General features: G+C 49.2%; 6 protein-coding genes. All 6 read right to left on the bottom strand.

All coding sequences use genetic code 11. The features are described from left to right. Positions 1–140 precede the first annotated feature (140 nt). Positions 141–3200, bottom strand: a complete 3060-nt coding sequence (locus tag NC996_RS03600) for a DUF11 domain-containing protein (protein WP_190684594.1) — start codon at positions 3198–3200, stop codon at positions 141–143. A gap of 90 nt (positions 3201–3290) precedes the next feature. Beyond that, positions 3291–5396, bottom strand: a complete 2106-nt coding sequence (locus NC996_RS03605) for an OmpA family protein (protein WP_190684597.1) — start codon at positions 5394–5396, stop codon at positions 3291–3293. A 90-nt stretch (positions 5397–5486) separates the two neighbouring features. Beyond that, positions 5487–9545 carry a hypothetical protein gene (locus NC996_RS03610; RefSeq protein ID WP_190684599.1) on the bottom strand — a complete coding sequence of 1353 codons (4059 nt, stop codon included), beginning with the start codon at positions 9543–9545 and terminating at the stop codon, positions 5487–5489. Beyond that, positions 9545–10468, bottom strand: a complete 924-nt coding sequence (locus NC996_RS03615; protein ID WP_190524680.1) for an isopeptide-forming domain-containing fimbrial protein — start codon at positions 10466–10468, stop codon at positions 9545–9547. Before NC996_RS03615 ends, NC996_RS03610 begins: the two co-directional genes overlap by 1 nt. Positions 10469–11018: 550 nt before the next feature. Next, positions 11019–13946: an isoleucine--tRNA ligase gene (ileS, locus tag NC996_RS03620; protein ID WP_190684602.1), complete on the bottom strand. Its 2928-nt coding sequence runs from the start codon at positions 13944–13946 to the stop codon at positions 11019–11021. 299 nt (positions 13947–14245) lie between these two features. Then, positions 14246–15277, bottom strand: a complete 1032-nt coding sequence (locus NC996_RS03625; RefSeq protein WP_190684604.1) for a Ycf66 family protein — start codon at positions 15275–15277, stop codon at positions 14246–14248. Positions 15278–15422: the final 145 nt, after the last annotated feature.

Below are 15422 nucleotides of genomic sequence, written 5' to 3' on the forward strand. Positions count from 1 at the left end.
GGCAGCGGGCAATAAAATCTTGGTGTTGCAAAACCCTGGAATAATATAGCCCCTAAGAATTTTTAATTTTTAATTTTAGCTTTAAAATCGAATTTTTTTTGTTAAATTTACCCTCTAAAAGCAAAAAAATACAACTTTGTTTAGTTTATTTTGACGCGAAAGCGGGTAAAACCATAGTTGCTACCTGTTGCATTAGAAATATTGCCCAAATTCACAATTACTGCCCCATCAGCATTATTTTGGTTAGGGCAAGCATTGCCCGCAGGTAAAGGAGCAAGTGGCGAGAGAAATGTCCCTTCGTCTGCATCTAAAACATTAGTCCGGGGGGCAATTGTTCCAGCACGATTCACCGAAATTCCCGCACCCGAACCAAAACTATCGGCGATAAAGCTTGTCCCTGTTGGAATCGGATCGCAGAATCTGACATTGTTAGCTGGAGCCGTTCCATCAGAGAGAAAATAAATGGTGTATTCGACTTCGTCGCCGCTTCTCAAAGCTGTTTCAGCCGCTATGGTAGAAACTCCTACTGGCGACAATTGCGACCAGCCAGATGCATTGTCATTGTCGCTGTTTAGGTCATCTACAAAACTATTAAAGTTAATCCCACTCAGCGGCGCACCGTTTCTAGTCACAGATGTGATTCGTTTCACCAAACGCAGATTCGCGTTCCCAAATGAAGCGACCGTCAGCACAGTCGGGTCATCATCCCCAGTATTTGGAAGGTTTCCTTGATTAATTCCATCATCTACAATTTGAGGCAAGTCACCATTTCCTTGAATGGCATCTGTAACCGATGAGTTAACCGTGCCACCTGTTGATGTAGCAACAGCTTGGTTGCTAATCTGCACGCCAGCAGCCGCTGTAATAATTGCCTGAAACTTGATGACTACCCGACCACCATTTCCACTTAATGTGCCCAAAGCTGTCGGATTGGTAAGGTTCGGGTCAGTTGTACCGTTGTAGTTGGGATTTTGTGTCACTGTTGTCCCCGTACCGGAGGCTGTAAAGCTATAACTGCCAGCAACAAAACTCAACTTAGTGGCATCAAGGCTGTCGGTCGCTAGGAAGTTAGTGACAGGGGTCGCGGAGTTATTAACATAGGTAATCGTGAATTCAACCGTATCTCCAGTGGTGACGGAAGCGCTAGCATCTGCGTCTGTGACCAGACGAACTGATTTGATGCCAGTGGGCGTAACGGGGTTAGGTTGAATGGTAGTTGTAGAGCTTGATGTGTTGTTGTTGGGATTGGGGTCGGTCACATCTTTCGGTCGCGTGACCGTTGCCGTATTGCTCAATTGCTCAGATGGGGCGATCGGAGAGATGGCACCTGTGACGGTATAGGTAGCAACAGCTGCACTGTTGAGATTGACCGTGGTGTTGATAGCATTTCCCGTACCGCTAGCTTGTCCGCAACTACCAGTCCCAGTTGTAATGGCGCAAGTCCAAGTGACTCCAGTAATTTGAGCTGGGACGTTGTCTGTCACCGTTGCTCCAGTTACGTTAGAGGGGCCATTGTTAGTAACGGTAAGAGTATACGTGATAGGGCTACCTGCAACGACTGGGTTGGTCACCAGCGTTTTTTGAATCTGCAAATCGGCTTGGGATATGGTGATGCCTTGTGCAAGAGCAGTGACTGTAGATGGGTAGTATGTCCAGGTATCAATACCTCTGTCATTACCAAAGAGGTTAGTAAACTCATGAGCGCCATTCATACTGGAAACCCCTCCCAGAGCGTTCACAGGAGTGGGCGCTCCGGCAACCTGTTGATTATTGGTTAAAGGAGCGTCGTTATAGTAGACCTCATAAGGATCGGGAGCCGGTAGTGTTGGCGTAGCTGGCTCATTGAGCCGCTGGATAATCAGACCTTCTGGGTTGTTTTCTGGGTCTAGAAACGGAAAATGAATTTCACCTGCACTGAGTACGATTTGCGCTCCGTAAGGGATAGCGCTAGCAGAAACATTCACTCCATTGGCATCTAATCCATCCCAAGGTACTGTGTTGAACCCAGACTCTGCTACACCAACTAGTACGCGATCGTTAGCGTTGCCGAATTCCTTGTCTCCATTGAGATCGAGAACAATTCTGTAACTACCCTGTGCGGGGGTGTTAAAGCTGAAAGTACCTCCCAATGGGTCAGTAGTACCAGCTTGACCAACAGTCCCCTCTGTACCTGTAAATGTAAAATTCTCAGGAGTAGGGGGTGCCACGGCTGGTGTCAGTAGCCATGTCTTACCACCACTGGCTGGACTTATGGGTGCTTCCAGTGGCAGCTTAGAAAGGGGATCATCAGGTCGATTAAAGAAGATTTTATAGGTGACATCCGTCCCGAAATCTGGCTGATCTGGGTTATATACGTTACTTCCTGCAAGTGGAACGGATTGGTAAATTGGACCGCCGTTTGGAGTAGGTGTGAAACCTTTGTTATTCGCGAAAAAGATAAATCCAAAGGGGTCGATACCATTCAGGTCGATTCGGTAGAGATAGCCTTCATCGGTGAGAATAATGGCTTCGGAACGCAACTCTGCTGGCTGATTGCCTCCCAAATTGAGAGACAAATAATTTGCATAAGCTCGACCGGGGATAGCGGTATTTCCATTGACGACGGTGACATCCCAAGCTGTCACCACACCCAGATTGGGCTGAGTCCAGTTAGCTTGGGCAAGAACCGGGGGCGGGTTGGTATTGATAGCAGCATTAGTAGGATTTGGGCTGACAAAATCAATTTCCCAAATTCCTGCTCCTGTTGCGGCAGTTTGAGCCGCTGTAATTGTACAGGGAGTGTAGCCTGCGGGATTGAGCGGCGCTGGACCTGCAACCTCTTGCGCTCGGTTGACGATCTTTCCGATACCTGCACCACAAGAAGTAAAAGTAGTGCTATTAGGCGGTCTATATCTGATCTCGCCAACTCCAACACCAACGGCACTGGAACCAAGATAGATGGTTTCCCCTGCATTCGCGAAAACTCTAATTCTGCTTCGACGCGGTATTGGAGTATCCAGAAATGTAGCCGTTTCATAATATTCCAAGTAAGGGCGATAGCCTGAGTTATCGGTCAGTTCCCGGCTGCCTTCAGCAGATGCCGCTTGAGTCCAGCCGCTAATCGCACAGATGGATAGGGCAAAGCTGCCGAAGCGACAACTCCAGCGGCTGGCGGAGGCGCTAATTTTTTGCAAGTATTGGGATTTTAACGGCGAACTCACTCTGCTTTCTCTCGTTAGGGGTGAAGACATCAAGATGGGAGGGAACAGATAACGGGTTAATGGCGGTTAGAAATCGATGAGTAAGGATTCTTACTCCAACTGCAAATCCTCTTCTTGGACAAATAGCTCGATGCCTCTGGCATCTTGGAAGATAAATTCGACCCGACGATTCCGGGCATAATCTAGACGGTTTCTTCCGGTTACTCGTGGTTGAGATTCACCCAAGGCGCGAATTGTCATGCGTTCTGGGGCAATGCCTTGACGCAGTAAATAATTTCTCACTGCGATCGCTCGCCGATTTGACAAGTCAAGATTATATGCATCGCTGGCACGAGGGTCGGTGTGACCTCGAAGCTCAATCACAATCGGGGGATTTGCTTGTAAAACTTCGGCAATTCGATCCAGAACTCTGGCACTTTCTGGACTAATCGTGGCTTTGTCGAGAGCAAAGTGGACGTTGGTTGGCACCTGGATGCGGATGGGTTCTGGTGGTGGTTCTTCCGGCGGCACTTGTACCACTGGAGGAGCGGGTGCGGTGGTACATTGAGGAATTGTCCGCAGTCTGTTTCGTAATATATTCGTACTGGTAAAGTTGGTGGAAGAGAGGTTCACCCGGTCGCCGACTGGTGACGGTGACACAATTTCAGCATTGGCAGCGGGTTCAGAGGTGCCGTATTTTGGGATTGTAGCGATCGCGCTAACTATATCTCCTGGTTGTAAATTATCGAGCGTGAGGCTAAATTTTCCCTCGTCATCTGCTGCACCTGTTGTCAGCGGTTCTCTTAAGGAAGCATAGGGCGTCTCGCTATTCTCCTCGACTCGATAAATTGTCACCTGAGAACCCGGATCGGCAGTTCCAGACAGATTAGTTTTATTACCGAGTACAAAAAATTCGCGGCTAATGAATTGGGGGGCATTAATCGCTGAGTTAGCTGTATCCAAGCGACGATTGGGCGAATTCCGGGGTGGATTGGGACCATCTCCCCGTTGGTACTCTTGGACACCCGTGTTGTGTTGAGCAATTAAGTCGATGCTCAAACCGTCTAAATCGAAGTAGCGATTGGATTGAATGAGATTGCGATCGCTCTTGGGATACGATGCAACCACGACACCCGGTCCGGTTTGATGACCGATTTGGTTCTCGATCACCTGATGATCGTTCCCCATTAAGTAAACGGCTGCCCGACGCAAGCGACGACCGTTATAAATAATTTGGTTATTATTAATCTGCGCCGCGCCTTGGGGTTTAAATAAAAAGACACCACTACCATCGTTGCCGCAAATCAAATTAGCGCTAACCTGCGTGTTATCAATCCTTCCTTCTAAGCGAATCGCATCGGGCATTCCCGCAATCCCGTTGCCAACAATAATGTTTTCTGTCACTTGCAAATTCTCAGCTTGGACAGAGGTAATAATCCCGCTACCATCGTGGTTAGCAATTCGGTTGCGTTGAATCGTTGTTCCTAAGCTGTTAAAGACAAATACCCCAAATGCCGAAGTTTGCTGTGGCACACTTTGATCGGACAAAATCCCTAACCAGTTGTTTTCAATTACTACATTTTTTGGGGAATTAGGAATGGGTGTTAGTTCGCCTTCCTGATTCTCTATTAACTTTTGACCATTCGCAGCTCCCTTAATCGCAGCAGATTGAGGATTATCGATAAAAATATCTGCGGGTGGCAAGGTTGCAGTGGCGCGATGGCGAGAGGTAAAACCATAGAGGCTTAATCCTCGAATCGTCACCCCATCCGCAACAACTGTTAAGCCACGGAAGACTTCTCGATTGGCAGCGGGAGCGATCGCGACTACCGGAATCGGAATTGCAATCTCGGCAGTTGCAGATCCTTCGGGGTCATACTCTGGTTGCGTTGTACCATCAACAATTAATCCCGGACGAGCTAATGGTGGCAACACCTCAACGAGGCGGATGGTGGTATCTGCTGACGGCAAATTAAAAGCAATCAGCGTCGTACCAACATTACTTGAAACCAGACTTTGTTCGGCACTACTAAGACGATCTAAAGGTAATGTCCCATTAACAATCTCAATCGCTTCCCTCAGCGTTAAGGCATCATCTGGATTAACGGCTCCATCCTGGTTGCTATTAACAACAACTTTTAAATTTTCTGTCTGAGCAGTTGCAGAAACAGGCAACAGTAAAAAAACAAAAGGTAAGAGAAACTTTTTAGCGTTCATTTGTAGTCATTCGTGATTAGCGATCAGCGATTGATAATTGGTTATTCTTTACCGATTACCCATTACCAATTACCCCTTTCTCATTCCCCATTACCTCTCTACCGCGACTGGTTGCACCTGGGACTCTTGCTGCTGTGGCGGTGATACTTTTTGTCGCCCGAAGCCGCCGAGTAATTCATTTACCTTCAGCGTTAAGCCAAAATAAACGCCACCCTCTGACCGATAGCCGCTAAAATCGCGGTCATCTACACTGCCAAAGCTATATCCCAGCGAAGCTCGCAAGTCTGGCGTCACATAATAACCCGCCTCTAAAGCGAAGCCAGTTTCATTAAAATTTGTGTCGGGTTGTCCAATCCAACGAGCTTCCCCCGCGACATCCCAGCGATATCCCAGCCGGTACATCGTCCGGAACTGTGCCAGAAACACAGTCGAAGAGTTGCTGAAGTTATTCGCTAAATCGGTAGTGCTGTTTCGCATGGCATATTTGCCATAAAATTCCCACCGCCAGGAAGGAGCATAAATCGCCTCCGCAGCGATGATGTGATCTCTGTAACCCGTGCCACTCCCTAGTAGCAATGTCTCTGGGATTGTGGAGGGGTTGCGGCGATATTCATAACTCAACAAACCATTCCACTTGTCAGAGTTGGGATTGCGGTAAGCCATGCCCAGCTTGACATTCATCGTGTCTCCCAAGGCATATAACAACTGGTTAGAAGCACTTGCTTGTTGATAGCGCACCAAGGCAGTCACGGCAGGAGAAAGTTTACCGGCAGCAGCGCCAGAAATCACGGTGTTACTGCCGCCAGAGCCGGTACGATGCTCGAATCGGGCGGATGCTTGGAAATTGGGATTGTCGGTATATTCCACCCCAACACTGTAAGCGTCGCCGCCGCTGAGTCCTAAGGAGGAAGCACTTTGTCCAGTAGCGTAGGGCTGTTCAAATCGCGGTCCGGCGGCGGTGCGGCTAAATAGGTCGCTGAAGATATGCTCGTAACCCAAATGGACTCGCAATCCAGGGGCAACAACCCAACGGTGGTTTAACCCGACCGCCCCTTGCCCGGTGATGGTGTTGAAGCCGCTGATAATCGAGTAGCGACCTGTAATGGAGGTGTTTTCGCCGAGTTTTTGTTCTACCAGTGTGTCCAGGCTGGTGATGGAATTGCGACCAAAGACTCTAGTGTCTACAAATTGGTGGGCGAGTCGCAAAGCTACGCCTTCCATGACTGCCCAGTCCAGCCCGAAGGTGGTACGGTCGGGATAAAGGGCGTCGCTACTGTTTCCCAAGTTCAGTTCATTTTGTGCCCGAAAAGTGAGGGCATCATTTAAAGCAACGTTGAGGCGGGAAACAAGTTGGCTGGCGTTGCTATCGAAGGTGTCGCCGATGCGGTCGTCGCGGGAGCGGTTGACGTATTCTAGGCTGAGGTCTGAAGCCCCAAACTTTTGTAGAATTCCGGCGCGAATCGTGGTCAGAGAATTATCAACTTTTTCTCCGGGTGTGGGTTGGGGTTGAGGGTTAAAAATATCAAAAAATTCCACCCGTTCTAGGGGCGCAGTGCCGAAATTTACCTCGTGGTCGTAGCCAGCAGTAAGCGAAGTGGTTTGGCTAAGTTGGGCGGCAATATTTGCGCCGTATCTCGTTTGACCGGGGGTAAAACTGGTTGTCGCATTATTGGAGAAATTTTCCTCGACAGAACGGTAATAAGCGCGAGCGAGAATGCTTTTAGCGATCGCACCATACGCTTCTAGTCGATAAGCATTGCCGTTCACATCTCCGTTAAAAGGAGAATTATGAGCTGAGCGGGCATATTCCCCAACAATTTGACCACTATTCCCTAAAGGGAACAGGAAATCCGCACCCAATAGCTCAAAATCCTGCAATCCCTCATCTTGCCGAAAATAGCTACCTCCCACCCAAGCTTGGCGATTCAAGTCCTGTGAGAAGTTATACTGCGCTCGTCCCGCATAAATATTTGTCTCTTCGCTATCAACCCCTTCATGCTGGTAAGTGACGACAATTCGCTGCACCTGAGTCACGCCAAACGGGTCAAATCGCGTGGCAAAGATGGGACGACGGAATAGCAGCGTCCCCCGGTCGTAGTCAATTTCGTAGTCAGGCCCGCGAACCAGGGGTTTGCGCGATGTCACCGTTCCCGGACGATTAATTTCTTCGGTTTCTAGGAAAACACTTTCACTACCGGGGACAAGCAGACGACGGGACAGAAAGTAGTAGCCGCTGGTACCATTGGGAGCAACAGTATCTCTCTGGAATCCTTCGACATCCGGGCTATAGAGGGCAGTGATTTGCAGATTGCCCAGGTTATAGTTGCCCTTGAACCCGTGTAGCTGGCGAGACGTAGCGCTAAATAGCTGGGAGGCACGGGCGAATTCGGTGGTGTTGTAATCTCCCCACATTACATAGTCTGGTTCGGCACCAAAAACTGGGGAAGTGCGTTCCAGACGGAAATACAGGCTGTCTTTTGAAGGGGTTAGATAATCAACGGTGGAGCTATCGCCATAGACGGGATATTGTTGTTCGCAGAATTGCGGTCCCCGAAACAGGGTGGTGATGCCATCGCAAGTTTGGTTGAGCGGACGAGCGCTATTATATGCCCCGGTGAGCAGCCATTCCCCCACTTTACCTGTGGCGAAAACAGCAGCACTCAAATCAATATTGGTGCCATCGTCGAGGGTATCCGGATTCAGAAACTCTCGGCGCGGTCCCCAGAAGTTTGTTCCTTTAGGGCCAATTCGCAGATTCACCACGCCCGAAACTAAGGAAGGACGCAGATTAGTGATAAATTCTACCTGCGTATAAGTTTCTAGGGTGTTAGCGGAAAGGGTGTTAGCAGATATTTCATCTTGGGTATAAGCAACGGGGTTATCAGTCGGCGGTACTGGCGGGTATTGGGTATTCGAGGGGATGGGATATTGCTGGAGATTGGGAGATAGGGGATTAGCGTTTGGGGATTGGTTAATCGGGGTAGGATGAGCGTCTTTCCCAACCCGAATCCCTTCTAACCGATTCCCCTCTGTAGCGGCTCGAATGCGGACTTTCTGCGCTTCCAAACCCGATTGCAGTTGGGCGGTAAATTGTCCTCCTCTGGCAATCACCTGAAATCCGGCTCGATCTTTGTCCTCGTCAGCACCGACAAACTTACCGGCGCTCGTCGTTAAAGTGACGACTGTGTCTTCGCGGATTAATTCGCCTTTCTCATTGGTGATTCTCCCTGCCAGGGGCAGTAGCGATCGCCCATCAGCGGGAATCCGAGCATCGCTCACCGGAGCAATTTCTAAGGTTTGGGCAGTTGTCCTTTTTACAGTTAGCTTGACACTTGCCGAGGTGCCGTTATTCGCTTGCACTGTAATTGTGTTCTCTCCCTTCTCTAGAGGAACGTTGTACCAAACCTGAGTAATGATATTTTGGGCTTCGTCTCGCTCTATCTGGGTGGATGTTTTGGCATCCAGTGGTTTTCTATTGACGCTGACTTGTACCTGAGCTTGGGTGTGGTACTGGACGACGAGGTTAGTAGACGACTCTCCCAAGACTCCACTTTTAGGGGTCAGAATCCGAACTTCTGTGGGTGCCAGAATCGCATCTGAGTTTGGCTTAGCAGGTTGCTGGGCATTTGTTTGAGGGATCGACTGTCTCAGCTCGGTGGCAGTTGGTACGGTCGTTGTCGAGTTCTCAGGCGCTGTCCCAACCTGTTCTCGAAGTTCGGGAAGGGGTGGAGCCGTCGGTGCGGTATTTTCAGGCGCTACGAGGCTGGGCGCTGCTGTTGCTGGTTTTGCCGATTCCTCTACCGTTACCGTCTCTACTGAAGGGAGGGGTGAATCCGTCGGTATAGTATTTTGAGCTAAATCTAGAATTTCTGCTGAATCTTGAACGGCGAATTCAGAATTTGTGCCCAAGACTTCTGAATTCTCTGGTGTCCTCTCTAGGGCAGCCGCCTGCTCGATTGCAGGGAGAGTGGTGGAATTTTTAATTGCAAACTCAGAATCTTCTGCGAGTCCGCCTTGAGGGGGTGCAGACAGTTCATTTGCCTTCGCGGAGCGAGGAAGTAAGAAATAAAAAGTAAACAGTAAAAAGAACGAGAAATACGTCAAAATCCCATCTTTTGGCGGCTGCTTTTTGCCTTTTGCCTGGTTCATCACTGCTTGCCCTCCCGATAGGTGGGTGTCACCCCGAAATTCATCCGTACTAATCCTCCCGGTTCGAGTTGCACCAGGCGGGACTGACTATTGCGCTCAATAAATTTTTGGTTGGGAGCCAGAGTGTAGCCCGGTAGACTGGTTAAATCCAGCGTTCCGGTGCGGTAGCCAGAGATAACGTTGGCAAGTGAGAATAAACCGTTGGCATCGGTTGTGATGCGGTTGCCGTCATCCATAAAAATTACAGCATTGGGCACTCCTGGTTCTCCTGGCTGCTGTTCGCCATCAAAGTTTTTATCGACAAATACTCGCCCAATCAGGGTGCCGCAGTCTGACAAAATGCCGGGTCGAATCCGCAACTGATGGCTGGCGATGTTGCTCCTGGTTTCTTGTGCCTGATTTCTCCCGTTACCGCGAATAGCGTCTGGCGTTACCACGGCGGCATAAACCACGTTCAGGGTTTGGTTCGGCTCAAGTTTAGGAAAATTAAAGGTAACTGTCCGGTTGGACGTAGTAGCGGGTTGTATAGTGATTTGGGCAGTACTGGAGCCAGTGGTCAGCGAGGCTTGCAAGGACTCCGGCACATACCGTAAGCCCACAGGTAGGGTGTCTGTAATGCTGATATTGCTGGCAGTGGCTGTGCCGGTATTTTTCAACGCCAAGCGATAAACAACCGTGTCGCCCGGTTCTGCTGCGGCGCGATCGCCTGTTTTGATCAGTTCTAGAGCCGCTTGACCTGCTGTGACTGAAGTTTCATTGGATTTCACGCCTTCGGGGGGGAGATTGTCACCCGCAGCAGAGGCGGTATTCAAGATGTCTATTGCGCTAACGGGCAACGACTGAAAAGCAAAAGCAAACGAACACGTTAGGATAGCTGTTAGACGCAGGTAGGTACGCCCCAACAGAGGTTGCAGGGATTTCATTCTTCAGAGATTAACTAAACAAAACACCCCATTGCTGGACTGTTAGAGAGATAAAGAAATTGTGGTGGTAGACTCCCTGATGCTCCCTGAGGGGTATAGACCCTGATTAGGTGAAACTTACACTACCAGGTTTCTACGATCTACGACAATACCTGTATCTGAGTCGCTTCCGCAAGAGAATTTTATAAGGAATATTGCTAGAGGAAGAGTTTCCTTTTAAGCTTTAATAATTTTTTTATAACTTTTGGTAGATGAAATTAACTAAAGATTATTAATATTTGTTTTTTACCTTTGCATCAGCCTGTTCTTGAGCGCGAAATTATCAATAAATTGCCAATTTTACTCAAAATTTGAAGTTTCTAAATTTAGGGCAAATTTGAGCGGCGTTGGCTACTTTGACGCCATGTGATGGTGAAGAATCTATACTAATTGCTCATCATAAAAGAACCCCTCCCCGCAAGCAGGGAGGGGAACTGGAAGCGTAGGGGATGGTAGGGTGGAGAAAAGAACGTAAGGTCTTAGCCGAGGCGAAGCCATCGCTTTTTGCGATCTAAAATTCACCAACCAAAGCAGGAATACAACGTTCGCACAACAGGGGATGCTCAGCAGATTCGCCGACATGAACCGAGTAGTTCCAGCAGCGATCGCATTTTTCCCCGTCTGCTTTCACTACGCCAATCGATAAAGCTTCTGTCTGCGAACTGTATTTTAAGCCTTGCAATGCTTCCGAAGAATCTAGCAGCTCTACTTGGGAGGAGATAAACAAGTATCTCAGCTCATCTACTCGATTACCCAATCCTGAAGACGGAGAATGAGAATGGAAAGCTGAAGTCAAATTCAAGGCTTGCAGTAAAGAGCGGAACTCAGCATTTGGGACATAAAGTAATACCTTGGCTTCCAAAGAAGAGCCAATCATTTTTTCTGCCCTTGCTTGCTCCATCACCTTATTCACCTCAGTGCGGATTTGTCGCAATTGTTGCCAAAATCCTGCCAATTTTGGAGCTTTCCAATGCTCCTCTAACTTCACCCACCCCGATTCAAACACGGATTTGTAGGGTGTGGGATAGGGGAGATATTGCCAAATATCTTCTGCTGTATGAGAGAGAACTGGCGCGATCGCGCGCGCTAAATTTTCCAGAGCGATCGCCAAAACTGTCTGGCAACTACGGCGACGGAAGCTATCTGGGGCGCTGATGTAAAGCCTATCTTTGGCAATATCTAGATAAAAATTCGACAAGTCAACAACGCAGAAATTCTGCACTGTTTGGAAAAAGCGGAAGAACTGGAAACTCTCAAATGCTTGCGTGACTTCCCCAAAGACTTCTGTCATCCGGTGCAACATATAGCGGTCGAGTTCCGGCAGTTTATCGTAAGACACCGCATCTTTAGTCGGGTCAAAATCGTGTAGATTTCCCAACAAGAACCGCGCCGTATTGCGAATCTTGTTTCTAACATCTCCCATCTGTTTGAGGATGTTCTTGCTGATGGGGACATCCGAAGAATAATCCACCGAGGAAACCCACAGGCGCAAAACATCAGCGCCGTAGGGTGGCTCTTCTTTTTGATTTTTGCCCCCATTGATGACAATCGAGGGATCGATGACATTCCCCAGAGATTTACTCATCTTGCGTCCCTGCTCATCCAAGGTAAAGCCGTGGGTCAAGACGGTTTTGTAGGGCGCGATGTCGTTCGTTGCCACACTCGTGAGCAAACTCGATTGGAACCAACCCCGGTGCTGATCGGAGCCTTCTAAATAGATATCTGCTGGATATTCCAATTCTGGTCGCTGTTTCGCTACCGCCGCCCAAGAGGAGCCAGAGTCAAACCAGACATCCATCGTATCGGTACCTTTGCGGTAGCTGCGACCGTTATGGCGATAACTTTCTGGCAAGAGTTCTTCTACCGACCTTTCCCACCAGACATCCGAACCCTTTTCGGCGATGATTGCCTGGACGTGGGCGATAGTTTCCTCGTTCAGTAGCGGTTCGTTGGTTTCTAGGTCGTAGAAAACGGGAATTGGCACGCCCCAGTTGCGTTGACGGGAGATACACCAATCGGAACGATCCGCGACCATTGCCGTGATCCGATTTTCACCTTGAGCGGGAATCCAGGTCACGGAAGCGATCGCTTTTAGCGCCTCTTCTCTAAATCCCTCCACCGATGCGAACCACTGTTCTGTGGCTCGATAAATGGTCGGCTTTTTCGTGCGCCAGTCGTAAGGATATTTGTGAACGTAGGGTTCCTCTTTCAGTAGCGATCGCGCTTGGCTTAGAGCGTCAATCACTGCCTGATTTCCATCACTCAGGACGTTCAACCCGGCAAACTGCCCTGCTTCTTGCGTGAAGTTGCCATCGGCATCTACTGGCGACAGCAGCGGCAAACCGTAGCGTTGACCAACCTTGTAATCCTCATCCCCATGACCGGGAGCCGTGTGAACTAATCCGGTACCAGAATCGGTGGTGACATAATCGCCCCCAATCACAATCGGACTCTCGCGGTCGAAGAGTGGGTGCTGGTAAGTGCTGTGTTCCAAATCTTTACCCGGTACTGTCGCCTTTACCGTGAGATTCGTCGAGAGCGTCGTTGACAACCGTTCCACCAAATCCGCAGCCACTAACAGGTATTTGGTCGAAATCGGCAGAGAATCTGCCTCCACTTCCACCACTGCGTAGGTCAGTTCTGGATTCAAGCTTACCGCTAGGTTTGCGGGAATCGTCCAAGGCGTTGTCGTCCAAATTGCCACACCGAGATCGGGCAAGAATGGTTGTAATTGCGATCGCACGGCTGGCCCCAGATTCGTCATCTGGAAAGCTGCATAAAGGCTGCGCGAGGTATGAGCTGGGCGACCTTCAGAATCTTCGGGATACTCTAACTCTGCCTCAGCCAGCGCCGTTTTAGAACTAGGACTCCAGTGAACTGGCTTTAAACCGCGATAAATATATCCCTTCAGCACCATCTCACCGAAGACGCCAATTTGAGCGGCTTCGTACTCTGGTTTTAAAGTCAGATACGGATGCTCCCAGTCGCCCCAGACACCGTAACGTTGGAAGCTTTGGCGCTGCTCGTCTACTGTATGAAGCGCAAAATCTCTGGCTTTGTGGCGGAGATCCAGAGGTGTCAGATTTTGCCGCTCTGCTGGCTTCATTTGCTGAAGGACTTTCAACTCAATCGGCAAGCCGTGACAATCCCAACCCGGAACGTAGCGAACTTTGCGCCCTTGCAGGAGCTGGTAGCGGTTGATGATGTCTTTGAGGATTTTATTTAAAGCATGACCAATGTGGAGCGAACCATTGGCATAGGGCGGCCCATCATGCAAAACAAAAATTTCGCCGGGATTGTTCTGCGACAGTCGCTCGTAAATTTGCTGGTCTGCCCAAAATTTTTGCAGTTCCGGTTCCCGCTTAATAGCGTTCGCCCGCATATCAAATTGGGTTTTGGGCAGATTAACGGTGTCTTTGTAGTTCCCTGTTTCTGTCACAGTTTAATGCCGAGAAATGATTGAGTTGCTTTCAATCATTATCGGTTACAAATCGCAATCTCTTCAAGTTGCAGCGGAAAAATGAACCGCAAAGATGCACAGAACACAAAGCAAGAAAATGGAATAAGCAGCGATCGCAATCTAATTTTAGTTGAGAGATACCAGCCCTTGAGATCCCCAACTTCTGTCTGGAAGTCGGGGATCTCGCCTTCACAAAGCGTTAGGACTGCTATCCCTTCCGCTGCTTCCTTGGCACCATACAACGGCTTTGCGGCTCATTCTCCTCCTAACCTTTATTTTCAAGTTGGGTTGGGTGGATTTTCTAACGGCTGATTTGCCTGCTCTGTTCCACTCACCGAGTCACTTGTTTCTTCATGGGCTGGTTCTGGAGGTGAAGCTGGAATATGCTTTTCTTCAGCATCTTCTAGAGCAGCTTCCACCAGTTCGGGGTCGGGAGGGTTCGGACGAACGGGTTCGGGTACGTTTTCTGGGCTAGCCTCCAACTCTGAGGGTGATGATGGTGATGATGGGGAAGTCTCTGGGGCTGTTGTGGCTGTTTCCCCTGTCGTTGCTGCTTCTACAGATGCTGGGGGTTCCAAGTCATCCTCTGAGGGTGATGCTGGGGAAGTCTCTGGTGCAGTTATGGCTGTTTCTCCTGTAGTTGCTTCTACAGATGCTGGGGGTTCCAAGTCATCCAAGTCTGTGTCTTGGACACTTTCTTCAAATGGGACGGATATTACTTCAATCTGAGATTCCGGCTGGGATTCCGGCTTTGAGGGTGCGGGTGGAACGGGTGGTTGATTGAGTAACACCGTTTCATCCTCATCTTCATCCGTCCGGTTATCCAGCACGGTAACACGAGGTTTTCCGGCGTCGGTGGAGGTAGGCGCAGGTGTCGTCTTGGATGCCCCTGTTTGGGTGGTTCCAGTGCCCGATTTGCCCTGAGTCACTTTACTTGCCGTCTGCTGAGCTTTGTCCTTAAAAGTTGCAAATAGACTGGTTATCCGCTGCGGTATGGATAAACTGGTCAGTTTTTCCTGCAATGCTTCGGGACTCGGAATCTCAGTTTGCTGCGCTGCGGGGGTGAGACTGCGTCGTAATGTCAGGGTTTCCCAACCTAACCAACCGACTAGCGCTACGCTAGCGATTTGACCTAGCAGCACACCGCCGGTGATGCGTCCAGCACACACCCATAAAACTAGGGCATAGAACAATCCCACCCCACTCCAGATAAAATCACTCTTTCGGTGTACTTCGGGGAAAAAGAAAGCCGCCATGTAAAGGGCGAAGCTACCGACTGCAACAGCGATCGCTAGGATATATGCCAGCATTTCGTGGATGCTCCAAAACTTGTGTCTATGTTTCAATTCTGCTAGAGATTGTTGACTTAGATACAAATAAAAACTAAATCTGCTGTTTCAATTGTTGATTCTTCGCCGGAGGAGGCGGTACTACTTTTGCGACTCTTAATATCTT

The organism is Trichocoleus sp. ST-U2 (assembly GCF_039961875.1).
In the GTDB taxonomy this organism is placed as follows: domain Bacteria; phylum Cyanobacteriota; class Cyanobacteriia; order Cyanobacteriales; family FACHB-T130; genus FACHB-T130.

Coding starts and splice junctions, on each gene's coding strand:
- NC996_RS03625 (WP_190684604.1), bottom strand. CDS start 15,277: ATGCTGGCATATATCCTAGCGATCGCTGTTGCAGTCGGTAGCTTCGCC.
- NC996_RS03610 (WP_190684599.1), bottom strand. CDS start 9,545: ATGAACCAGGCAAAAGGCAAAAAGCAGCCGCCAAAAGATGGGATTTTG.
- NC996_RS03605 (WP_190684597.1), bottom strand. CDS start 5,396: ATGAACGCTAAAAAGTTTCTCTTACCTTTTGTTTTTTTACTGTTGCCT.
- NC996_RS03615 (WP_190524680.1), bottom strand. CDS start 10,468: ATGAAATCCCTGCAACCTCTGTTGGGGCGTACCTACCTGCGTCTAACA.